The organism is Microlunatus phosphovorus NM-1, assembly GCF_000270245.1.
In the GTDB taxonomy this organism is placed as follows: Bacteria; Actinomycetota; Actinomycetes; order Propionibacteriales; family Propionibacteriaceae; genus Microlunatus; species Microlunatus phosphovorus.
In genome coordinates, this window is record NC_015635.1 from 2,529,062 (window position 1) to 2,549,295 (window position 20,234).

The window sequence follows — 20,234 nt, forward strand, 5'->3', positions numbered from 1 at the left end:
CGTCTCCTAACCCGTGACTTGGCGGATGCCGGAGGGTAGTTCGAACGCGCCGCCGGACAACTCGCCCTCGGGCAGCTTGACCGCGACGACGGGGACCGGGGCGTTGAGCAGCAGGGTCTGGCTCATGCTGCCCAGGATGGCCTTGCCGACCGGCGTACGGCGTTTGATGCCGATGACCAGGCGAGTGGCTTCGCGGGCGGTGATCTCATCGAGGATCATATCCGCGGAGTCCTGATTGTCTTTGGCCCGGCGATCGACGACCTGGACGGTGACACCGCGGGTGTCGATGCCGGTCAGATCCAGTGTGGTGTTGGCCAGGTTGACCGCGACCACGTCGGTGCCGAACCGCTCCGCCTCGGTGATGGCCTGGACCAGAGCCAAATGGCCTTGGCGGTTGTCGGTGACGGCGGCGATGACAGTCATGAGCGTAGCTCCTCAGCTTGACTCTCGGGATGGTTGGACAGTGTCATTTGCGGTCCCAGAGGAAGCCGGCGAAGGGCAGCCGGCGGGGGAGTGACCGGTAGATCTCGCCGCTGGTGAGGTCTTCTTCGAGGGCTTCCAGGGAGCGGCCGCGGGTCTCGGGGACTTCGTGCCAGAGGAAGCCGAGCATGATCACGCCGATGACGGCGAACAGGAAGAACGTGTTGGTGCCGAGCGCGCCCAACAGGGTGGGGACGAACAGGGCGAGGATCCCGTTGACCGTCCAGCCGAAGAACACCGAGATGCCGATCGCGGTGCCGCGGATCGACAGCGGGAAGATCTCGGCCAGCCAGACCCAGACGGCGATGTTGAGGAAGGACTGCATCGACAACACGAACAGCGTCACCAACACCATGACGACATAGGGCTTGGCGGGCGAGTCGGCCGGGATCAAGATGCCGGACAGCCCGACCAGGACGTGGCAGGTGGTCGTCAAGAACAGGCCGATGAAGAAGGTCTTGCGGCGGTCGAGGCGGTCCATGTTCCGCAGCGCGAAGATGCCGCCGACGACCGCGGCCAGCCCGAACAAGGTGGCCGCTCGCAACGCGCCGGACTCGGTGAAACCGGACTGCTCCAGCACTCGCGGTCCGTAGTACATGATCGTGTTGATACCGGTGAGCTGTTGGGTCACGGCGACGCCGATGCCGACGAGCACGATCCGGCGTAGCCAGCGGTTGGACATGATCTGACCGAGGTTGGGCCTCCCGGAAGCGCTTGCCTTCTCCTCCTCCGCGACTCGCTCGACCTGGCCGTACTCGGCCAGGGCGCGCTCATTGGAGCGGACGGTCTTCAACACGGCCAGGGCTTCGTCCATGCGTCCCTTGTCGACCAGCCAGCGCGGGGATTCCGGCATTCGGAGCATGCCGACAAAGAGACAGACAGCGGGGATGGCGCAGATGCCGAACATGACCCGCCACAGGCCGTCGACGTGGCCGAGGGTGGCATTCAAGATGGCGTTGACGGTGAAGGCGGCGAACTGGCCGGCGACGATGGCCATCTCGTTACGACCGGTGATGGAGCCGCGGATCTCGAACGGTGCCAGCTCCGCGAGATAGACCGGAACGACGGTGGAGGCGCCGCCGACCGCGAGGCCGAGGATGGTGCGGCCGGTGACGACCATCGCGAAGCCGGGGGCGAACACCACGAACAACACGCCGGTGAAGAACATGATCGACAACACCAGGATGGTCTTGCGCCGGCCGATGGCATCGGACAGTCGACCGCCGATGAAGGCGCCGACAGCGGCCGCGAAGACCAGTGAAGAGATCACGATTCCGGTCTGGAGCAAGGTGAGTCCGAGTTCCTCGGACATCGGTCCTTCCGCGCCGGAGGAGACGCCGGTGTCGTAGCCGAACAGGAAGCCGCCGAAGCAGGCGACGATCGAGATCAACCCGATCCGTTTCCGGTGCGGGCCGGCAGTCAGCGGGGGGAGCTCGGTCTCAGCCGCAGAAGCGCCATGCCCGCTCATGTTGCGACCTGGCGGTGGGGGGTGGTCGTCATCGACCCGTCCTTTCTTGTCTCCACAGCGGTGTCTGTGCGAGGGGTTGCCTGTCCGAGGGGGCCCAGCCGGGGTCGGCGACTTGCTCTGCCTCCCGAACATGTTGACGGAACCTATCGCACAGTGGACGAGATGTCTAGCATCTGATAGACAGGCTGATAGTCTGCGTTCGTAGCGCCAAGTTCCTTCTCGCCCGTTGGCCCATACCCTCTGGAGTTCGTTGATGACTCTGCACGACGTCACCTCGTCGGTTCCCGAAATCGGTGTCGCCATGATCGGCAGCGGCCTGATGGCCAAGTCTCACACCATGGGCTACCGCAACGTGGAAGCCGTCTACGGCACGACCCCGTACCGTCCGCGCTTCGCGGTGCTGGCCGACGCCCGGGAGGATCTCGCGCGCACAGGGGCCGAGTCGTTGGGTTATGAGCGCTGGACGATCGACTGGCGGGAGGCGGTGACCGATCCGGATGTCGACGTGGTCGACATCGTGACGCCGAACTTCTTGCACGCCGAGATCGCGATGGCGGCGATCGCGGCCGGCAAGCACGTCTACTGCGAGAAGCCGCTCGCGCTCAGTGCAGCCGAGGCCAAGCAGATGTACGAGGCCGCCGAGAAGGCCGGCGTCAAGACGCTGGTCGGGTTCAACTATCTGCGCAACCCGGCGATCGCCGAGGCCCGTCGGCTGATCGCCAGCGGTGCGCTGGGAGAGATCTGGACCTTCAACGGCCAGTTCGTGCTGGATGCCTGCAGCGACCCCGACGTGCCGTTCACCTGGCGGTTCGAGCGCAAGCTGTCCGGCAGTGGTGCGCTCGGCGATCTCGGCGCGCACATCATCTCGCTGGCTCAGGTGCTGGTCGGCCCGATTGCCTCCGTCGCCGGCATCAACAAGACCTTCATCAAGACCCGGCCTGAGCCGACCGGTGTGTTCGGCTATGGAAGCGGCGCCGACCTGTCTGCGCCACGCCGCGAGGTGGAGAACGACGACCACACCAGCTTCGTGATGGAGTTCGCCAACGGAGCCAGCGGCCATATCGAGGCATCCCGAGTGGCTACCGGTCGGACCTGGCACCAGAGCGTCGAGGTGATCGGCAGCCTGGGCGCCCTGCAGTTCGTCCAGCAGGACATTCATACCCTGCGGCTCTATCTTGTCGGCGATCCGGCCGACAAGAAGGGCTACAAGGAGATCGAGCTCGGTCCCGGCCATGGCGACTACGGCGCCTTCTGGCCGTTCGCCGGCGTACCCATCGGCGTGCACGAGCTGAAGACCATCGAGGTCAACGAGTGGCTGCATGCGATTGCGGAGGATCGCCGTCCGGACGGCGACTTCAAGGAGGGCTGGCGCGTCGCTGAGGTGCTGGACGCGGTCGAGATCGCCGCGGCCGAACGTCGTTGGGTCGACGTCCCCGTCCTCGAGGAAGATCTGTGATGCGGATCGGTCTGATCGGTCTCGGGCGGATCGGCGCCTTCCACGCGACCACTCTCAGCGGCCTGGATGCGGTCGACTCGCTGGTCGTCTATGACCAGGCGCCCGCCCTCGTCACGTCGGTGGCGGAACGGCTCGGTGCGGAGCCGGCCGGCAGCGTCGAGGCACTGCTGGCCGCCGGGCTCGACGGTGTGGTGATCGCGGCCGCCACCGATGTGCATCCGGAGTTGATCCTCGCCTCGATCGAGGCAGGCCTGCCGACCTTCTGCGAGAAGCCGGTGGCCAGGGATCCCGATGTCGGCATGGAGATCTTGCGGCGGACTCAGGTGAGTGGAGTGCCCGTGCAGATCGGCTATCCGCGCCGGTTCGATGCCGCGTTCGCCGAAGCGCGTCGCGCGGTCGCCGCCGGTGAGCTGGGTTTCCTGCACACCGTACGTTCCACCACTCTGGACCCGGCGCCGCCGCCGGACGACTACGTCCGGGCTTCCGGCGGGATCTTCCGGGACTGCAGCGTCCACGATTTCGACGCCGTCCGCTATGTCACCGGTCAGGAGGTCGTCGAGGTGTACGCGACCGGCTCCAACCAAGGGGACACGACTGTGTTCGCGGACAACGACGATGTCGACTCGGCCGCGACGATCCTCACGTTGGACTCCGGGACCTTGGCGGTGGTGTCGAACTCCCGCTACAACCCACGCGGCTATGACGTCCGCCTGGAACTGCACGGCTCGCAGGACAGCATCGCGGCCGGTGTCGAGCCCAAATGGCCGATCCGGTCCACCGAGCCGGGTGTCACCTTCCCCGACGGCGAGCCGCACAGCTTCTTCATGGACCGATTCGCTGCGGCGTTCCGCCGTGAACTTGCCGCCTTCACCGACGTGGTCAGTGGCGTTATCGAGAGTCCGTGCACCGTCGCAGATGCGGTCGAGGTCGGCTGGATCGCAGAAGCGGCCGCACTGTCGCGGCAACAGCACCGACCGATCCGGATGGATGAGCTCAGAAACTCTGCATGAGCCCGTCAAGGCGTCCGGGACTGCTTGGCTGTCGGATCAGGACCGTGCGAACGCCTCGATGCCGACGAACCAGGCCGGCGGCGACGAGTGCGTCTACGGCTCGACGTACGGTTGCGCGGCTCAGGTTGAACCGACTGGCCAGTTGCATCTCGCTCGGCAGCAAGTCGCCGATCCGGTAGCCGTCGGCGTACAGATGCAACTCGAGGATCCCCTGCAGTTGGGCGTGGCAGGGGATCGGAGATGACACCTGAATGTGGTCGTGCCACTGATCAACAATGCTCGGCGAGCGTGGTTTGACCACGGCGTCGCTCACTATCGTTGGAGTTCGTGGCTGAGTTCGGTGAGTTCGTCGCCGCCGGCCATTTGGCGGGTGAGTTCGTCGAGGCTGACTTCGGTGCGTTTGCGGTCGAGGACGGCTTGGCCGAGTTTCAAGATGATGAAGTGGTCACTGACCAGGTAGGCGTGGTGTGGGTTGTGGGTGATGAATACCACGCCCAACCCGGCGTCTCGTGCGGCGGCGGTGGACTTCCCCCCGTTTGACGGACACCTGACCTGAGGTGGCCACTGGTCACCAGGGAGGATGTCGTTGTGCCTGCTCCTCACCCGCCTGAGTTCCGCCGTCGTGCGGTCGAGCTTGCTCGTGAGCGGTCCAAGCCAGTTGCTGAGTTGGCGAAAGATCTGGGAATTTCCGAATCGTGTCTGCGTCGCTGGATGGAGCAGTCCGAGACCGACGCTGCCGGTGGTAGCGAGACGGCGTTGACCAGTCGGGAGAAGAAGGAGCTGGTCGAGCTGCGCCGGGATAAACGGCGCCTGGAGATGGAAGTCGAGATCTTGAAAAGGGCGGCCGCCTATTTTGCCCAGGAGAATGTTCTCCCAAAATAGTGTACGGGCTGGTCCATGAAATGGCCGATGACGGGATTGATGTCGCGGTGGCTTGCCGGGTGCTGAATGTGTCGCGGTCGGGATACTACGACTGGCGCGGCCGGCCTGCATCGGCACGGGAACAGGAGAACACGCTGCTGTTGAAGCTGATCGAGGAGATCCATGCCGATGAGGACATGAAGACGTACGGGGCGCCGCGGGTGCACGCCGAGCTGGTCTTGGGGCACGACCTGCAGGTGAACCAGAAGCGGGTCGCCCGGCTGATGCGCCAGGCCGGCATCCAGGGCCTGTACCGGCGGCGTCGGTCGTGGACCACGATCCGGGACCCGCACGCCATCCCCGCCAAGGACCTCGTCAACCGCCGGTTCACGGTGGACGGTCCGAACCGGTTGTGGCTGACCGACATCACCGAGCACCCGACGGTGGAGGGCAAGGTGTACTGCGCCGCGGTCATGGACGCCTGGTCCCGCCGGGTCCTGGGCTGGTCCATCGACGACAACATGCGGAAGGAGCTCGTGGTCGACGCGCTCGGGATGGCGGTGCTGCGGCGCAACCCGATGGACGTCGACAATAACACGATCATGCATTCCGATCACGGGTCGCAATTCACATCGTGGGCATTCAGTCAGAAAGTCTATGATGCCGGGCTGGTGCCGTCGATGGGCAGTGTGGGCGACTGCTACGACAATGCGATGATGGAGTCCTTCTGGGAGAGAATGCAACTCGAGCTGCTCGATTCGCAGGTATGGTTCACCCGGGACGAGCTTGCCAACGCGATGTTTCGATGGATAGAATCATGGTATAATCGGAGACGTCGGCATTCGAGTATTGGAATGCTGTCGCCGATAGAGTTTGAAACCCGTTCCACAGGGTCAGACCGTCCGGGCTGACCCTCAACCCCGAGTGTCCGTGGAACAGGGGGAACCTCAGCGGTGTATTTCAGCACGACCCCGGACTGTTTGACGCCGAGGGCGGCGGTCGGCTCGTCCAAGATGAGGACGCGGGCGCCGAAGTAGACGGCGCGGGCGATGGCGACGCATTGGCGTTGGCCGCCGGACAGGGTGCCGATGGGCTGGTCGATGTCTTTGACCACGATCCCCATCTTGCGGAGTTCCTCATCGGCGATCCGCTTCATGTCCCGCACCCGTAGCGGCGCCAACGGGAACCCCGAGGCCACCAGCTCGGAGCCGAGGAAGAAGTTCCGCCACACCTCCATCAACCCGACCACCGCCAGGTCCTGATAGACGGTGGCGATCCCACGTTCCAACGCCTCTCGCGGTGAGGAGAACGTCGTCTCGACCCCGTCGACCAGCATGGTGCCCTCGTTGTGCGGGTGCAGCCCGGCAATGATCTTGATCAGGGTGGATTTCCCGGCGCCGTTGTCGCCGAGGACCCCGGTCACCTCGCCGGCCTTGACGGTCATGTTGATGCCCTTCAACGCCCGGATCGCCCCATACGTTTTCCCGACATCCACCATCTCCACCAACGCCTCACCCTTGTGCAGCTCCGGGTCGGCGTGCTCACGCAAACTATCGGTCATGGGTCAGCCGACCTTTCGGGTGGTGGAGAGTCTCTTCACATACAGGTTCACCATGACCGCGAGGAGCAGCATCACGCCGAGGAACGCCCGGAACCAGTTCGGATCCCACCCGGCGTAGACGATGCCGAGTTGGGTCATGCCGAAGATGAACGCGCCGATCGCGACGCCGATCGCGTTCCCGTAGCCGCCGGTGAGCAGGGTGCCGCCGACGACGGCGGCGATGATGTAGATGAACTCGTTGCCGACCCCGTTCCCGGCCTGCAACGTGTTGAACCGGTACAAGGTGTGCATGCCGACGAACCAGCCAAGGAAGGAGACGGCCATGAACAGGCCGACCTTCACCCGGATCACCGGCACACCCACCGCCCGCGCGCTCGCGGCGTTCCCGCCGACCGCGTAAATCCAGTTGCCGATCTTCGTCCGGTTCAGGATCCACGACGACAAGGCGACGAAGAGGAACCACCAGATCACCGTGTTCCACACCGTGACCGGGCCGATCTTGAACGACCCCGCAAAAATCGTGGACAAGACGGCGTAGCCGTCCATCTGCGAAATATTCGGTGACGAGACCGCACCCGACACGAGTTTGGTGACACCCAGGTTCGCGCCCTGCAACACGAAGAACGAACCGAGGGTGATCAAAAAGCTCGGGATGCCGGTGCGCATCACCATGTAGCCGTTGAAGAACCCGATCCCCAGACAGAACACCAACGACACGACCGCGCCCACGATCAGATTGATGCCCAGGTAGTAGCAGAACAAGGCGTTGAACAAGCCCGCCGAGGTGACGATCACACCCGCCGACAGATCAAACTCACCACCGATCATCAACATGCCGACCGCGACCGCGACAATCCCGATCGTCGACGCCGCATACAACACCGTGAACAACGACTCCGCCGACCGAAACGACGGCGCCACCACCAAAAAGAAGATCAAGATGACTACCGCGGCCACCGCGGCACCCACCTCAGGACGAGCAAGAAGACGATTCGACCAACCCAACCGCACCCGATTCGACGCCTCCGACGGCGCACCCACCGACGCCATCCTCGTTGACTGACTCATCGTCGTGGGCTCCTAACGGGTGTTGTTGTTGACGAACTCCAGCACCTGATCGATGTTGTCCTTGTCGACGAAAGAAGGACCGGTCAGCACCGGACCACCACCACCGAGGACATTGCCGTTCTTCTTGTACAGATACAGCTGGGTGATCGCCATATATCCCTGCAGATACGGCTGCTGATCGATATAGAACTGGATCTTGCCGTCTTTGACCGCCTGTGCCGCATCGGGGTTGGTGTCGAAGGTGCCGATCTTGCCCTTCCATCCTGCCTGCTCGGCCGCCTGGATGGTGTCCAATGCCTGTGGAGCACCCAGGTTGATCACCCAGTCGATGTCCTTGTCTTGAGCCAGCTTGGCCTGGACCGTCGTGGTCACCGCAGAGTCGTCGGCACCGTTGACCTGGATGTTCTCGGTATTGGGGAAAGTGTCCTTCACTCCCTTGCACCGGTCCTCCAGGGCGACAGAGCCGGTCTGCTGAATCGTGCACAAGATCTTGGTCGCGCCTGCGGCCTTCATCCGTTTGCCGGCTTCCTGACCGGCCAGGAACTCATTCGATGCGAAGTGGGTGAGTGAGCCGGCCTGTTCGAAGTAGTCGATCCCTGAGTTGAAGCTGTCGACCGGGATGCCGGCGGCGACCGCGGCCTTGGTGGTCGGGATCAGGGAGTCCGGCGTCACCAGAGTGGTGGCGATGCCGTCGACCTTGGCGTCGATGGCGGCCTGGATCAACTGGGCCTGCTTGTCGGCCTGCGGATCGGACGAGTACTTCAGTGTCGACCCGGTGTCCTTCGCGGCCTGCTCTGCACCCGCCCGGATGCGATTCCAGAAGCTGTCACCCGGAGTCTCGTGGGTGATCATGGCGAAGGTGTAGCCCGAATCGCCGCCGCCACCGCCAGAGTTGTCATTGTTGTTGTTCGGCGCCGCGCCGCCGCCGCTGCACGCGGAGACAGTGAGGACGAGGGCGCTGGCGAGGCTCGCGAACGCGACCTTTTTCGTGATCTTCATCGATCATTCCTTCCTGATAGGGGTGTCACAGGTAGAGCTGTTGGTTGGCCACCTCAGCGTCGTATTCGGCCCGGGCGGTCTGGGTGCTGTCGAGCTCGGAGGTCTCCGGGACTGGCACGTCCCACCAGGCGCCGGAGCCGCCGAAGCGGCCCTTGGCGTCGACCTTCACGTAGATCACCACGGTGTTGTCGATGCCGGCGGCCTCGGCCAGGGCCTGCTGCAGTTCGGCGGCGGTGCTGGCGGTGAGGACGTCGGCACCATAGCTGGCCGCGTTGGCGGCCAGATCGACGCCCACCAGGTTGTCGTCGTCGAACTGTCCCTCGCTGTCGCGGTGGCTGAAGCGGCAGGCGAAGGCCTGCGAGCCGCGCGTCTCGGACAGTGCCGCGATTGAGCCGTAGCCGGAGTTGTCGACCAGCAGGACGGTGATCTTGAGACCTTCCTGCACCGCGGTCATGATCTCCTGGCTGGAGAGCAGGAAGGTGCCGTCGCCGATGAAGCAGAACACGTCGCGCGACGGGTCGGCCAGCTTCGCACCGACCGCCCCGCCGACCTCGTAGCCCATGCAGGAGTTGCCGTACTCCAGGTCGTAGGCCTTGGGATCGCTGGGTCGCCACAGCCGGTGCAGATCCCCGGGCATCGAACCGGCGGCGTTGACCACCACGTGGTGATCACCGGCAGTGGCGTTGACAATGCCGATCGCCTCGGCCTGCGCGAGCGTCGGGCTGTCCTGGATCTCGATGATCCGGTCGACCTCGGTCCGCCAGTCGGCAGCGGCCTGCGCGACCTCGGCTCGGTACTCCGCGCCCACGCTGTGATCGCCGAGCAGCTCAGCAAGCTCGGTGATGGACTCGCGGGCATCGCCGACCAGACCCAGCGCGGATTCCTTGTACGCGTCCAGCTCGGCCACGTTGAGGTTGACGAACTGAACGTCCGGGTTGCGGAAGAGGGTGTTGGAGGCGGTGGTGAAGTCGGTGTAGCGGGTGCCGATCCCGATGATCAGATCGGCTTCGTTGGCAAGCTTGTTGGCGAACACCGAGCCGGAGGCGCCGAGCGCGTTGACCATTTGGGGGTGGTCGAACGGCAGGCTCGCCTTGCCGGCCTGCGTGACGCCGACCGGGATGCCGGTGCTGGCGGCAAACTCGGCGAGAGCGGCGGTCGCGTCGGAGTAGATGACGCCGCCGCCGGCGATGATCACCGGGCGCTGCGCGCCGGCGATCAGCTGGGCCGCGCGGCGCAGCGCTTCGCGATCGGCCCGGGCACGAGGCACCAACCAGGTCCGGGGACGGAACAGCCGAGCGGGGAAGTCCCAGGCCTCGGCCTGCACGTCCTGCGGCAGGCTCAAGGTGACGGCTCCGGTGTCGGCCGGGCTGGTCAGCGTACGCATCGCCTCCAGCAGGGCGGTCGGCAGCTGGTCCGGACGGTTGATCCGGTCCCAGTACTTGGAGACGGCCTTGAACGCGTCGCTGGCGGAGTAGTCCCAGGAGAAGTTCGACTCCAGCTGCTGGAGCACCGGCCCGGTCCGGCGGCTGGCGAAGATGTCGCTGGGCAGGCACAGCACTGGCAGCCGGTTCACCGTCGCCGTCGCAGCACCGGTGACCATGTTGGTGGCACCGGGCCCGATCGAGGTGGTGACGGCCATCGCACCGAGCCGGTTCTTCATCTTCGCGTACCCGGTGGCGATGTGGACCATGCCTTGCTCGTTGCGGCCCTGATAGAGCCGGAACTCCTTGCGGTACTGCAGGAGCGCCTGGCCGATGCCGGCCACGTTGCCATGGCCGAAGATACCGAGCGCGCCGCCGAAGAACTGCTGCTCGAGCCCGTCGCGCTCCACCCGCTGCGCGGCGAGAAAGCGGACCACGGCCTGACCGACCGTGAGACGAGTGGTGCTGGTGTTCGACACGAGGGATGTTCCTTCCACGTCAAAGAGTCGTGATGTTGGAGATCAGCTGGGATAGCGGGGGATGAAAGGGAGTCGGGAGTCGATGCCTGCGTCGGGCCAAGCGTCCTGAGTCGCCTTCAGGCATGGGTCCTGGAAGGCCTGCAGGGTGCGCTTGGATGCCGGCCCGGCGAGCACGTTCAGGTAGTAGAGGTCATGGCCGTGGGCAGCCACGGTGGTGTGGTAGCCCCACGGGATCAGCAGCAGGTCGCCGTCGCGGACCGTCTGGACCAGGTCGAAGTCACGCTCGGGGGAGTAGACCCGCTGCACCGCCCAGCCGTCCCGCGGGTCGCGGAGACGGTAGTAGTAGGTTTCCTCGAGCTCCGCCTCGCCGTCGCGATCATGCTCGTGCTTGTGCGGGGGATAGCTGGACCAGTTGCCGCCGGGGGTCCAGACCTCGATGACGTGCAGCCGGTCGGCCGGGAAGTCCGGCAGCATCAGGCTGTTCACCTGCCGGGAAGCGTTGCCGCCACCGCGGAGCTCCAAATCGGTGTCATCCGGAGTGACCAGCACGGGCGCATGCTTCGTGGTGGCCGGTGCGGCCGCGATCGCGATCTCCAGATCGGTGGTCGCGGTCACCGTAGCTTCGGTGTCCAACGGCAGATAGAGGCAGTGACCCAGACCGTCGAACACCGTCTGCCGGCCGCCGAGCTGCCAGCGCTGACCGTCGGCGGCGACGTCGGCTGTGCCCGAGAGCGGCACCAGTGCTCGCTCCTGACCGTCGATCGGCAAGGTCAGTGAGTCACCTGCTTGCAGGGTGTGGACGGCGAAGGAGACATAGGTCCAACCGGCATCGGCGGGAGTGATCGACTCCCATCCGTTGGCGAGGATCTTGGGTTCAGTCATCGAGGGAGAACTCCTCCAGCTAGCGGGATCCGTCATCGGCCGAGCGTCGACAATCTATCGGGTAGCAGACGAGATGTCCATCAAGCGATAGACAGGAACTTGGCGCGCAGGAGGCGAAATGGTGCCGCGGCGAAGGGAGGCGACCGACTAGGCTGGCGGGTGGCCGTTTGGCAATCATCCAGAGGGGAGCATGGGCGCGTGTCCAGCATGTCGATCACCATTGTTGGCGAACAGATCGAGGGCCAGCAGGTGACCGACACGACTACCGGGCTGGATCTGTTCGGCGACGACAAGACGATCGTCGCCGTTCGGGTCAACGGCGAGTTGCGTGATCTGTCCCGCCCCATCCTTGACGACATCAAGGGTCTCGACGACATCGAGGGCCTCGATGGTGCCGAGATCGCGATCGAGCCGGTGAGCAACGCCGAGCCGGACGGGCTGGCGATCGTGCGCCACTCCGCCGCCCACGTCGCCGCCCAGGCGGTGCAGGCTGCCCATGCCGACGCCAAGCTGGGCATCGGACCGCCGATCACCGACGGCTTCTATTACGACTTCGATCTCGCTGAGCCGTTCACGCCCGAGGACCTCAAGGACCTCGAGAAGCGGATGACCCGGATCATCAAGGAGCGGCAGCGCTTCGTCCGCCGTGAGGTGTCCGACGACGAGGCTCGGGTCGAGCTGGCCAACGAGCCCTACAAGCTGGAGCTGATCACCGACAAGGGCTCTGTCGGTCAAGGGGCAGGTGTCGATGACGGCGCGAGCGCCGAGGTCGGCGCCGGCCAGCTGACCATCTACGACAACGTCAAGCGCGACGGCTCGGTCGCCTGGAAGGACCTGTGCCGGGGCCCGCACGTGCCGCACACCGGCTACATCCCGGCGTACGCGCTGATGCGCACCTCTGCCGCTTACTGGCGCGGCGACCAGGCCAACCCTCAGCTGCAGCGGCTGTACGGCACCGCCTGGCCGAGCCGGGAGGAGCTGAAGGCGTACCAGACCCGGCTGGAGGAGGCCGCCAAGCGCGACCACCGCCGGCTGGGCCGGGAACTGGACCTGTTCTCCTTTCCCGACGAGATCGGCTCCGGAATGGCGGTGTTCCACCCCAAGGGCGGGATCCTGCGCAAGGCGATGGAGGACTATTCGCGGCAACGGCACGTGGATGCCGGCTACGAGTTCGTCTACAGCCCGCACATCAGCAAGGGTGAGCTGTTCGAGATCTCCGGTCACCTCGGCTTCTACAAAGAGGGCATGTTCCCGCCGATGCATGTCGACGAGGAGCTCAATGACGACGGGAGCGTCCGCAAGCCCGGCCAGGACTACTACCTGAAGCCGATGAACTGCCCGATGCACTGCCTGATCTTCCGCTCCCGTGGCCGGTCCTACCGCGAGCTGCCGCTCCGGCTGTTCGAGTTCGGATCGGTCTACCGGTACGAGATGTCCGGCGTGGTGCACGGGCTGACCCGGGTCCGGGGCATGACGCAGGATGACGCGCACATCTACTGCACCGAGGAGCAGATGCAGGGCGAGCTGATCTCGCTGCTGCAGTTCGTGCTGGACCTGTTGAAGGACTACGGCCTGAACGACTTCTATCTGGAGCTCTCCACCCGTGATCCGGAGAAGTCGATCGGCTCGGACGGGGAGTGGGAGCGCGCCACTCTGGCGCTCGAACAGGCCGCCGCGGCCTCCGGGCTGGACCTGGTCCTCGATCCGGGGGGCGCCGCGTTCTATGCACCCAAGATCTCCGTCCAGGCCCGCGACGCGATCGGCCGGACCTGGCAGATGTCGACGATCCAGGTCGATCTGATGCTGCCGGAGCGCTTCGGCCTGGAATACACCGCCTCCGACGGCACCCGGCGGCGCCCGGTGATGATCCACCGGGCCCTGTTCGGCTCCGTGGAGCGGTTCATCGGGGTGCTCACCGAGCATTACGCCGGCGCTTTTCCGCCCTGGCTGTCCCCGGTCCAGGTGGTCGGCATCCCCGTTGCGGCGGAGTTCAACGGCTATCTCACCGAGATCGCCGACAAGCTGCGGGCCGAAGGCGTGCTGGTGGAGGTCGACACCTCCGACGACCGGATGCAGAAGAAGATCCGTACCGCTCAGCAGGCCAAGGTGCCGTTCATGCTGATCGCCGGTGGCCAGGACGTCGAGGCGGGCGCGGTGTCGTTCCGCTATCGCAACGGCCGTCAGGTCAACGGCGTGCCGGTGGATGAGGCCGTCCAGATCATCACCGGCGCGATTCGCGACCGGGCCCAGGTCTGAGGGTCAGGTTCGAGTGGAGGTCGAGGGCCCAGGCGAGCGGCCCGGCGCGCCGGATGCGTTCCAGCGGCTCTGGACACCGCACCGGATGGTCTACATCGCCGGAGAGAACAAACCGGCCACTCCGCAGGTCGAGCATTGCCCGTTCTGCGCCGCCCCGGAGCGTGGCGATGATCGGTCCGCGCTCATCGTGCACCGGGGCGAGCTGGCGTACGCGATCTTGAACCTCTACCCGTACTCGCCGGGTCACCTGCTGATCTGCCCGTACCGCCATGTCGCCGACCTGACCGACGCGACGGTCACCGAGTTGACCGAGCTCGCCGTCTTGACCCAGCAGGCGATGCGGGTCACCCGGGCCGTGAGCGGCCCGGACGGCTTCAACCTGGGCATCAATCAGGGTGCCGTCGCAGGCGCGGGCATCGCCGCGCATCTGCATCAGCACGTGGTGCCACGCTGGACCGGGGATGCGAACTTCCTGCCGGTGGTCGCGCAGACCAAGGCGGTGCCGCAGCTGCTCGACCAGACCTGGGAACTGCTCGCGACCGCCTGGGCCGAGGCCGGCTGATGCTGGAGAGATTCTGATGCTCGAGAGATTCAGGGCCGGTGCGTCTCGACTGCTCACCCCGATCGCGTTGTTCCTCAACCGGCACGGGGTCTCGCCCGATCTGGTGACCGCGGTCGGAACCGCCGTGGTGATGCTGGCGGCCCTGATCTGCTATCCGATGGGCTGGCTGTGGCAGGGCAGCCTCGTGATCGCGGTCTTCGTGCTCGCGGACATGATCGACGGGCTGATGGCCAAGCTCAGCGGTACTGCGTCGAAATGGGGTGCCTTCCTTGATTCGAGCCTGGACCGGCTGGGGGACGGCGCGATCTTCGGTGGGCTGCTGCTCTATTTCGCGTACGAGCGTGATGCGCCGATCTGGGCCGGGATCACCCTGGCGGCTCTGGTCATGGGGCAGCTGACCTCCTATGTCCGGGCCCGGGCGGAGAGTCTGGGATTCGAGGCGAACGGCGGTCTGGCGGCCCGAGCCGACCGGATCCTGATCGTGCTGCTGGCGACCTTTCTGGAGGGCTTGGGTGTTCCGTGGACGCTGGAGATCGCCATGACGTTCCTGGCCGTCGCCGGGCTGGTCACCGTGGCGCAACGTAGCCGCTCGGTCTATCGCCAAGCCAAGGCACCATGAACTCCGACTTGTCAGATCCCACGGTCGCCCGAGCGACCACCGAGTCTGGCAACTCGGCACTCTGGAACCGCGTCGTACGCGGTGTCTATCGGGCGGGCTGGCGGACGGTGGGTGCCGTTCCGCAGGCGCTGTTGCGACCGCCCACTGCGGCCGGGGCCGCGCTGGCGGCTCGTACCCGCGGTCGGCATCTGACCAATCTGCGACTCAACCTGTCCGTTGCCTCCGGTCGGCTGGCCGATGATCGGCTGGTGGCGGCGGCGTTGCGGTCCTATCTGCGCACGCTGACCGAGGTGCTGTCGTTGCCCCGCTGGCGACCGGACCAGATCGTGTCCCGGGTCCAGGTGCCGGACGCCCCGCGACTACGGCACCGGCAGGCGGAGTCCGGGGCGATCGTGGTGCTGCCGCACAGCGGCAACTGGGATCTGGCCGGTGCCTGGGCCTGTCTCAGCGGCTTCCCGGTGACCACGGTGGTCGAGGTGCTCGATCCGGAGGCGTACGAAGACTTTCTCGACTTCCGGCGCAGCCTGGGCATGGAGCCGATCGGCCACACCGAGCCGGACGTGCTGTCACGCCTGGCCGATGCCCTCAGCCAGGGCCGGACCGTCTGTCTGTTGGGGGACCGGGATCTGACCCGGACCGGGGTCTGGGTGCGTTGGGCCGGTCGGCCGGTCCGACTGCCCGCCGGCCCGGCTCTGCTGGCCCGCCGCACCGGTGCGGCGTTGATCCCCGGTGTCTGCCAGTTCGTCGACGACACGTCGATGAGGATCGAGCTCGGCCCGGAGGTCGACCATCGACCCGGTCCGGAGGGTCTCCGGGACATGACCCAGCAGGTGGCCGACCACTTCGCCGCTGCGATCCGCAGGCAGCCACAGGACTGGCCGATGCTGCAGCCGTTCTTCACCGGCCGGGAGATCGACCGATGAGGGGACTGCGGGTGGGGCTGGTCTGCCCCTATTCCGTCGACCGACCCGGTGGCGTGCAGAACCATGTGCTCGGCCTGGCGGGCGCGCTGCGCTACCTCGGGCATCGCCCGGCGGTGCTGGCTCCTGGCGATCTGGGTCCAGCGGATGGGGAGTTCACGTCGGCCGGCCCAGCGCTCCCGGTCCCGTACAACGGTTCGATCGCCCGGGTCAGCTTCGGCCCGGTGACCGCAGCCCGGGTACGACGGTGGCTGCGCCAGGGCGACTTCGACCTGGTCCATCTGCACGAGCCGATCACCCCGTCGATCGCGCTGCTGGCATTGCGTCACGCCGACGTGCCGGTGGTGGCGACCTATCACACCGCGACTCCCCGATCTCGGACGATGCAACTCGCCGGCGATGCGCTCCGCCGCCTGATCGAGAAGATCGATGCCGGTATCGCGGTCTCCGAATCGGCTCGGGATGTCGTGGTCCGTCACCTGGGTCGTGATCCGGTCGTCGTCCCGAACGGCTTCGAACACGCCTGGTTCCGACGGGAGCAGGCGGCGGCTTCGCCGGGGCCGGGCCGGTGGCGCGGTGGGGAACGGCCGCGACTGACGTTCCTCGGCCGGCTGGACGAGCCGCGCAAAGGCCTAGCGGTGTTGTTGGACGCGCTTCCGGCGATCCGGGCCGCAATCGGCGAGGTCGAGGTCTGCCTGGCCGGACACGGGATGCCGCCTGGCGGCTCGACCGCGTTGCTCGGTGTCCGGGTGCTCGGCGGGATCGACGAGGAGCACAAGCGGACGCTGCTGGCCGGCACGGACGTCTTCGTGGCATCGCAGGTGGCTCGGGAGAGCTTCGGCATCGTGCTGCTCGAGGCGCTCGCGGCCGGCGCGGAGGTGGTCGCCTCCGATCTCTCGGCCTTCGTGGAACTGTTGCATCGGCCCGGCGAGGTGTCGGCCGGCCAGCTGTTCCGCCGGGGTGACCCGCTGGCGCTGGCTGCGGCGGTCACCCGGGTGCTGGGCGACGGGGTCCGTCGGCAGCCGACGGCCGCCGATCATGCGGCCCGCTACGACTGGTCCGAGGTTGCGCCGAGGATCGCCCAGATCTACGCCGCCACGGTGCACCCGGCCCCGGCGCGGAGCTCTGCTGCCGGGCCCGACCAACGGGTCAGGAGGACCTGGACACTGCTGGACGAGGCGCTGATCGACCGAGCGCGCCGGGTGCTCGAACTGACCAATCCGACGATCGATCCGGCCCTGGCCGACTCGCACCAGCTACGCGTCCACCAGGCCGCCGTGGACGCCTTGGCGGCGGCGCGCGAGGGGGTCACCCAGCGGCATCGCGAGCAGGTCGAGAGCGACCTGAGCCGCCTGCTGGTCAGAGCCGATCCGTCCGCGCTGCGGGCAGAGCACGAGCGGGCGACCCTCGCCCGGCGGCTGCACAACGACGCCGTGGCCGCCGCGGTGCGGACTCGGCGTGCCGGTGTCCCCGCCATGCGTGCCTTCGAGATGGCCGAATCCTGACAACTAACCTTGCACCCGTGGATCCGCAGACTCCGAGTTACGACGTCGATCGGATCTGGACCGTACCCAATGCCTTGAGCTTCCTGCGGCTGCTCGGTGTGCCGCTGGTGGTCTGGCTGATCCTCGGCCCACAGGCCGACGTGCTCGCGGTGGTCGTGCTGGCGCTGGCCGGGCTGACCGATTGGCTCGACGGACATCTGGCGCGGGCGTGGCACCAGCGCTCGCGGATCGGCCAGCTGCTCGATCCGGTCGCCGATCGCCTCTACATCTTGGCGATCATCGCCAGCCTGGCGCTGCGCGGCATCATCCCCTGGTGGCTGGTGATCGTGCTCGCCGCTCGGGACGTGATGATCGCGGCGTTGGTGCCGATCCTGCACACCCGGGGCTACTCCTCGCTGCCGGTGCACTTCCTCGGCAAGGCCGCGACCTTCTGTCTGTTGTACGCCTTTCCGCTGGTGCTGCTCGGCGCCGATCCCGGCTCCTGGGAACTGGTCGCTCGGGTCGCGGGCTGGGCCTTCGCGCTGTGGGGCACCGGGCTCTACTGGTGGGCAGGGCTCCTCTACGTCCGCCAGACGGTCGATCTGCTCGCCAACACGCCTCCGGTGGCGAAGGAGCATCGCCCGATCGGGCCACCGCACGAGGGTCCGACCCCGCGGGAGGGGACGCCGCCGCACCCACGGCGGAGTCGCCAGCGAGGCGCCCGGTGAGTGCTCCAGCTGCCGGGACGACGAATCCGCGTCGGCCCGACGCCAGCATGGATCTGCTCCGTCAGATCGTGGAGCAGCCGATCGACCCTGACTACTACGAGTCGGCGGCACACCGTCTCGGTGATCGGCCGCCGGTCAGGCGCTGGGCGCTGGCAGCGACGGTCGCGCTGGCCGGATTGCTGTTTGCGATCGGAGCGGTGCAGACCACGCAGCGGGCGCCGCTGGCCGCGACCGAGCGGGATGAGTTGATCACCCGGATCAAGGCGGCCGAGAGCACGCTCGAGACCCAGCGGGCCGAGATCGCGGTCCTCGACTCCGACGTCGCCCGGTTGCGAGTCACCGCCGCGAGCGGGGACAGCGCGGCCGAGGCGCGGCTGGCCGAGATCGACCGGCTGGGTGCCTCGGTCGGCACCGTGGCAGTCACCGGTCCCGGTGTGGTGGTGGTCGTCGACGATGCACACGGCTCCGACAACGACACGCGAGATCGGGTCCTCGATCTGGACCTGCAGATCCTGGTGAACGGTCTGTGGCAGTCGGGTGCCGAGGCGATCTCGATCAATGGTCATCGGCTTTCGGCCCTGACCGCGATCCGTGGTGCGGGCGAGGCGATCACCGTCGACTATCGCTCGCTGAATCGGCCCTATCGGGTGGAGGCGATCGGCGATCCGCGGACTCTGCCGGCTTCGTTCGCCCAGACGAGCGCCGGCGCCTGGTGGAACGACCTGGCGCGTAATCGTGGCATGACGTATTCGCTCAGCGGCGCGGACTCCTTGACCCTCAGTGCCGATCCCGGCATGGTGCTTCGATACGCCCGGGAGATCCGATGAGGCGACACGAGGAAGGAATGAGACACCGATGCTGCCGCTGATCGGGCTGCTGGTCGGGATCGTGGTCGGGCTGCTGCTCGAACCCACCCTGCCGTTGGCGCTGCAGCCGTATCTGCCGATCGCCATCGTGGCCGCGCTGGATGCCCTCTTCGGTGCCTTCCGGGCCTACCTGGAAGGGGTCTTCTCGGACCGGGTCTTCGTCATCTCGTTCATCTCCAACGTGCTGATCGCGGCCCTGATCGTGTGGGTCGGAGATCAGATCGGTGTGGGTTCCCAGCTCTCCACCGCGGTCGTGGTGGTGCTGGGCATCCGGATCTTCACCAACGCTGCGGCGATCCGACGGCAGTTGTTCCATGCCTGAACACGGCTCGGAGCCGACGCCGCGGCAACCTGCCGGCAGCCGGCTGTGGCATTCGCTGGCCCGGCCAGGTCGCGGCCAGGTGATCGCCGCGGTGATCTTGTTCGTGGTCGGGCTCGGTGGCGCCATGCAGATCCGGATCACCAACACCGACGATGCCTACACCAATGCCCGGCGTGAGGATCTGATCCAGATTCTCGACGGCCTGGGCTCGGAGTCGCGACGGCTGGAGAGTGAGATCGCCGACCTGCAGCAGACCAGGACGACCCTGGAAGGCGGTGCCGACTCGCGCCGGGTGGCGGAGGAGGAGAGCCAGCGGCGGCTCAGCGAGTTGTCGATCCTGGCCGGCACGGTCGGCGCGAGGGGACCGGGGATTCGGATGCGGATCACCGACCCTGGCCAGAAGGTGACGGCCAGCGTGCTGGTGGACGCGGTCCAGGAGATGCGCGATGCGGGTGCCGAGGCGATCGAGTTCAATGACTCCGTTCGGGTCGTCGCCTCGACCTGGTTCAGCTCGGACGGCACCACCCTCGTGGCGGACGACAAACGACTGCAGCGGCCGATCACCATGGAGGTGATCGGCGATCCGCACAGTCTGGAAGAGGCCGCCCGATTCCGGGGCGGCTTGGTCTCTGAGATCTCCGGTCCGCGGATCGGAGGCGCTGTCTCGATCGAGCGTTTGGCTCAGGTTGAGATCACCTCCTTGCACTCGCAGGCGGAGAATCAGTACGCTCGGCCCGCGTCTGCTGCGCCCACACCCCGGTGATCGGTTGTGCCGAGGGGACCGGTGATCAG

Annotated in this window: 21 protein-coding genes and 1 pseudogene; 14 read left to right on the forward strand and 8 right to left on the reverse strand. The window is 66.5% G+C overall.

The features are described from left to right. Positions 1 to 6 precede the first annotated feature (6 nt). Together MLP_RS11435 and MLP_RS11440 are read right to left on the reverse strand one after the other, a co-directional pair. On the reverse strand, positions 7 to 423 hold the full coding sequence (locus MLP_RS11435; protein ID WP_013863246.1) for a universal stress protein: 417 nt from the start codon (positions 421 to 423) through the stop codon (positions 7 to 9). 43 nt (positions 424 to 466) lie between these two features. Further along, entirely contained in the window at positions 467 to 1,948 is a 1,482-nt protein-coding gene (locus tag MLP_RS11440; RefSeq protein WP_013863247.1) for a sugar porter family MFS transporter, read from the reverse strand. 253 nt (positions 1,949 to 2,201) lie between these two features. Between MLP_RS11440 and MLP_RS11445 the strand changes: the two genes are divergently transcribed. Further along, positions 2,202 to 3,404, forward strand: coding sequence for a Gfo/Idh/MocA family protein (locus MLP_RS11445; protein WP_013863248.1), 1,203 nt, complete (start codon positions 2,202 to 2,204; stop codon positions 3,402 to 3,404). Next, positions 3,404 to 4,414 (forward strand): Gfo/Idh/MocA family protein, encoded by a 1,011-nt coding sequence (locus MLP_RS11450; protein WP_013863249.1) that lies wholly within the window; start codon positions 3,404 to 3,406, stop codon positions 4,412 to 4,414. The genes MLP_RS11445 and MLP_RS11450 overlap by 1 nt, the downstream gene beginning before the upstream one ends. Here MLP_RS11450 and MLP_RS11455 read toward each other — a convergent pair. Continuing rightward, complete coding sequence (locus MLP_RS11455) at positions 4,398 to 4,661, reverse strand: GntR family transcriptional regulator (protein ID WP_172641562.1); 264 nt, start codon at positions 4,659 to 4,661, stop codon at positions 4,398 to 4,400. The genes MLP_RS11450 and MLP_RS11455 overlap by 17 nt on opposite strands. 80 nt (positions 4,662 to 4,741) lie before the next feature. Here MLP_RS11455 and MLP_RS27970 point away from each other — a divergent pair, with 80 nt between their 5' ends. From MLP_RS27970 to MLP_RS27405, 3 genes are read left to right on the forward strand one after another with little or no spacing between them, the layout of a single operon-like run. Continuing rightward, positions 4,742 to 4,954 (forward strand): hypothetical protein, encoded by a 213-nt coding sequence (locus MLP_RS27970; RefSeq protein ID WP_156821122.1) that lies wholly within the window; start codon positions 4,742 to 4,744, stop codon positions 4,952 to 4,954. A gap of 48 nt (positions 4,955 to 5,002) precedes the next feature. Next, a complete protein-coding gene (locus MLP_RS11465; RefSeq protein WP_013861031.1) occupies positions 5,003 to 5,296 on the forward strand; it encodes a transposase in 294 nt (97 codons plus the stop codon). Between the two features lie 20 nt (positions 5,297 to 5,316). Beyond that, positions 5,317 to 6,186: an IS3 family transposase gene (locus MLP_RS27405; protein ID WP_041790759.1), complete on the forward strand. Its 870-nt coding sequence runs from the start codon at positions 5,317 to 5,319 to the stop codon at positions 6,184 to 6,186. Between the two features lie 95 nt (positions 6,187 to 6,281). Here MLP_RS27405 and MLP_RS28945 read toward each other — a convergent pair. The 5 genes and pseudogenes from MLP_RS28945 to iolB form a co-directional block, all read right to left on the reverse strand. Beyond that, a pseudogene (locus MLP_RS28945) lies at positions 6,282 to 6,836 on the reverse strand (ATP-binding cassette domain-containing protein); the annotation flags it as partial. Positions 6,837 to 6,839: 3 nt separating this feature from the next. Then, entirely contained in the window at positions 6,840 to 7,904 is a 1,065-nt protein-coding gene (locus tag MLP_RS11480; protein ID WP_013863253.1) for an ABC transporter permease, read from the reverse strand. Positions 7,905 to 7,916: 12 nt separating this feature from the next. Beyond that, positions 7,917 to 8,903 carry a substrate-binding domain-containing protein gene (locus tag MLP_RS11485; RefSeq protein ID WP_013863254.1) on the reverse strand — a complete coding sequence of 329 codons (987 nt, stop codon included), beginning with the start codon at positions 8,901 to 8,903 and terminating at the stop codon, positions 7,917 to 7,919. A 25-nt stretch (positions 8,904 to 8,928) separates the two neighbouring features. Further along, a complete protein-coding gene (gene iolD / locus MLP_RS11490; RefSeq protein WP_013863255.1) occupies positions 8,929 to 10,803 on the reverse strand; it encodes a 3D-(3,5/4)-trihydroxycyclohexane-1,2-dione acylhydrolase (decyclizing) in 1,875 nt (624 codons plus the stop codon). A 42-nt stretch (positions 10,804 to 10,845) separates the two neighbouring features. Beyond that, entirely contained in the window at positions 10,846 to 11,685 is an 840-nt protein-coding gene (iolB, locus tag MLP_RS11495; protein WP_013863256.1) for a 5-deoxy-glucuronate isomerase, read from the reverse strand. Between the two features lie 207 nt (positions 11,686 to 11,892). On the opposite strand from iolB, the gene thrS reads away from it, so the two are divergent. The 9 genes from thrS to MLP_RS11540 are packed head-to-tail and all read left to right on the forward strand — an operon-like array spanning position 11,893 to position 20,205. Continuing rightward, a complete protein-coding gene (thrS, locus tag MLP_RS11500; protein WP_041789975.1) occupies positions 11,893 to 13,941 on the forward strand; it encodes a threonine--tRNA ligase in 2,049 nt (682 codons plus the stop codon). 13 nt (positions 13,942 to 13,954) lie between these two features. Continuing rightward, positions 13,955 to 14,503, forward strand: a complete 549-nt coding sequence (locus tag MLP_RS11505) for an HIT family protein (RefSeq protein ID WP_013863258.1) — start codon at positions 13,955 to 13,957, stop codon at positions 14,501 to 14,503. A 16-nt stretch (positions 14,504 to 14,519) separates the two neighbouring features. Further along, positions 14,520 to 15,122, forward strand: a complete 603-nt coding sequence (gene pgsA, locus MLP_RS11510; RefSeq protein WP_013863259.1) for a phosphatidylinositol phosphate synthase — start codon at positions 14,520 to 14,522, stop codon at positions 15,120 to 15,122. Then, positions 15,119 to 16,045, forward strand: a complete 927-nt coding sequence (locus MLP_RS11515; protein ID WP_013863260.1) for a phosphatidylinositol mannoside acyltransferase — start codon at positions 15,119 to 15,121, stop codon at positions 16,043 to 16,045. Before pgsA ends, MLP_RS11515 begins: the two co-directional genes overlap by 4 nt. Continuing rightward, positions 16,042 to 17,547 (forward strand): glycosyltransferase family 4 protein, encoded by a 1,506-nt coding sequence (locus MLP_RS11520; RefSeq protein ID WP_013863261.1) that lies wholly within the window; start codon positions 16,042 to 16,044, stop codon positions 17,545 to 17,547. Before MLP_RS11515 ends, MLP_RS11520 begins: the two co-directional genes overlap by 4 nt. Further along, entirely contained in the window at positions 17,541 to 18,254 is a 714-nt protein-coding gene (locus MLP_RS11525) for a CDP-alcohol phosphatidyltransferase family protein (RefSeq protein ID WP_049804526.1), read from the forward strand. Before MLP_RS11520 ends, MLP_RS11525 begins: the two co-directional genes overlap by 7 nt. Next, positions 18,251 to 19,081 (forward strand): DUF881 domain-containing protein, encoded by an 831-nt coding sequence (locus MLP_RS11530; RefSeq protein WP_156821124.1) that lies wholly within the window; start codon positions 18,251 to 18,253, stop codon positions 19,079 to 19,081. Before MLP_RS11525 ends, MLP_RS11530 begins: the two co-directional genes overlap by 4 nt. A gap of 28 nt (positions 19,082 to 19,109) precedes the next feature. Continuing rightward, positions 19,110 to 19,442, forward strand: a complete 333-nt coding sequence (locus MLP_RS11535) for a small basic family protein (protein ID WP_013863264.1) — start codon at positions 19,110 to 19,112, stop codon at positions 19,440 to 19,442. Further along, entirely contained in the window at positions 19,435 to 20,205 is a 771-nt protein-coding gene (locus MLP_RS11540) for a DUF881 domain-containing protein (RefSeq protein ID WP_013863265.1), read from the forward strand. Before MLP_RS11535 ends, MLP_RS11540 begins: the two co-directional genes overlap by 8 nt. Positions 20,206 to 20,234: the final 29 nt, after the last annotated feature.

Excerpts from the sequence above, each read along its gene's own strand:
- MLP_RS11435 (WP_013863246.1), bottom strand. The coding sequence starts at position 423 with ATGACTGTCATCGCCGCCGTCACCGACAACCGCCAAGGCCATTTGGCT.
- MLP_RS11440 (WP_013863247.1), bottom strand. The coding sequence starts at position 1,948 with ATGAGCGGGCATGGCGCTTCTGCGGCTGAGACCGAGCTCCCCCCGCTG.
- MLP_RS11445 (WP_013863248.1), top strand. The coding sequence starts at position 2,202 with ATGACTCTGCACGACGTCACCTCGTCGGTTCCCGAAATCGGTGTCGCC.
- MLP_RS11450 (WP_013863249.1), top strand. The coding sequence starts at position 3,404 with ATGCGGATCGGTCTGATCGGTCTCGGGCGGATCGGCGCCTTCCACGCG.
- MLP_RS27405 (WP_041790759.1), top strand. The coding sequence starts at position 5,317 with ATGGCCGATGACGGGATTGATGTCGCGGTGGCTTGCCGGGTGCTGAAT.
- MLP_RS11480 (WP_013863253.1), bottom strand. The coding sequence starts at position 7,904 with ATGAGTCAGTCAACGAGGATGGCGTCGGTGGGTGCGCCGTCGGAGGCG.
- MLP_RS11485 (WP_013863254.1), bottom strand. The coding sequence starts at position 8,903 with ATGAAGATCACGAAAAAGGTCGCGTTCGCGAGCCTCGCCAGCGCCCTC.
- iolB (WP_013863256.1), bottom strand. The coding sequence starts at position 11,685 with ATGACTGAACCCAAGATCCTCGCCAACGGATGGGAGTCGATCACTCCC.
- thrS (WP_041789975.1), top strand. The coding sequence starts at position 11,893 with ATGTCGATCACCATTGTTGGCGAACAGATCGAGGGCCAGCAGGTGACC.
- pgsA (WP_013863259.1), top strand. The coding sequence starts at position 14,520 with ATGCTCGAGAGATTCAGGGCCGGTGCGTCTCGACTGCTCACCCCGATC.
- MLP_RS11515 (WP_013863260.1), top strand. The coding sequence starts at position 15,119 with ATGAACTCCGACTTGTCAGATCCCACGGTCGCCCGAGCGACCACCGAG.
- MLP_RS11520 (WP_013863261.1), top strand. The coding sequence starts at position 16,042 with ATGAGGGGACTGCGGGTGGGGCTGGTCTGCCCCTATTCCGTCGACCGA.
- MLP_RS11535 (WP_013863264.1), top strand. The coding sequence starts at position 19,110 with ATGCTGCCGCTGATCGGGCTGCTGGTCGGGATCGTGGTCGGGCTGCTG.
- MLP_RS11540 (WP_013863265.1), top strand. The coding sequence starts at position 19,435 with ATGCCTGAACACGGCTCGGAGCCGACGCCGCGGCAACCTGCCGGCAGC.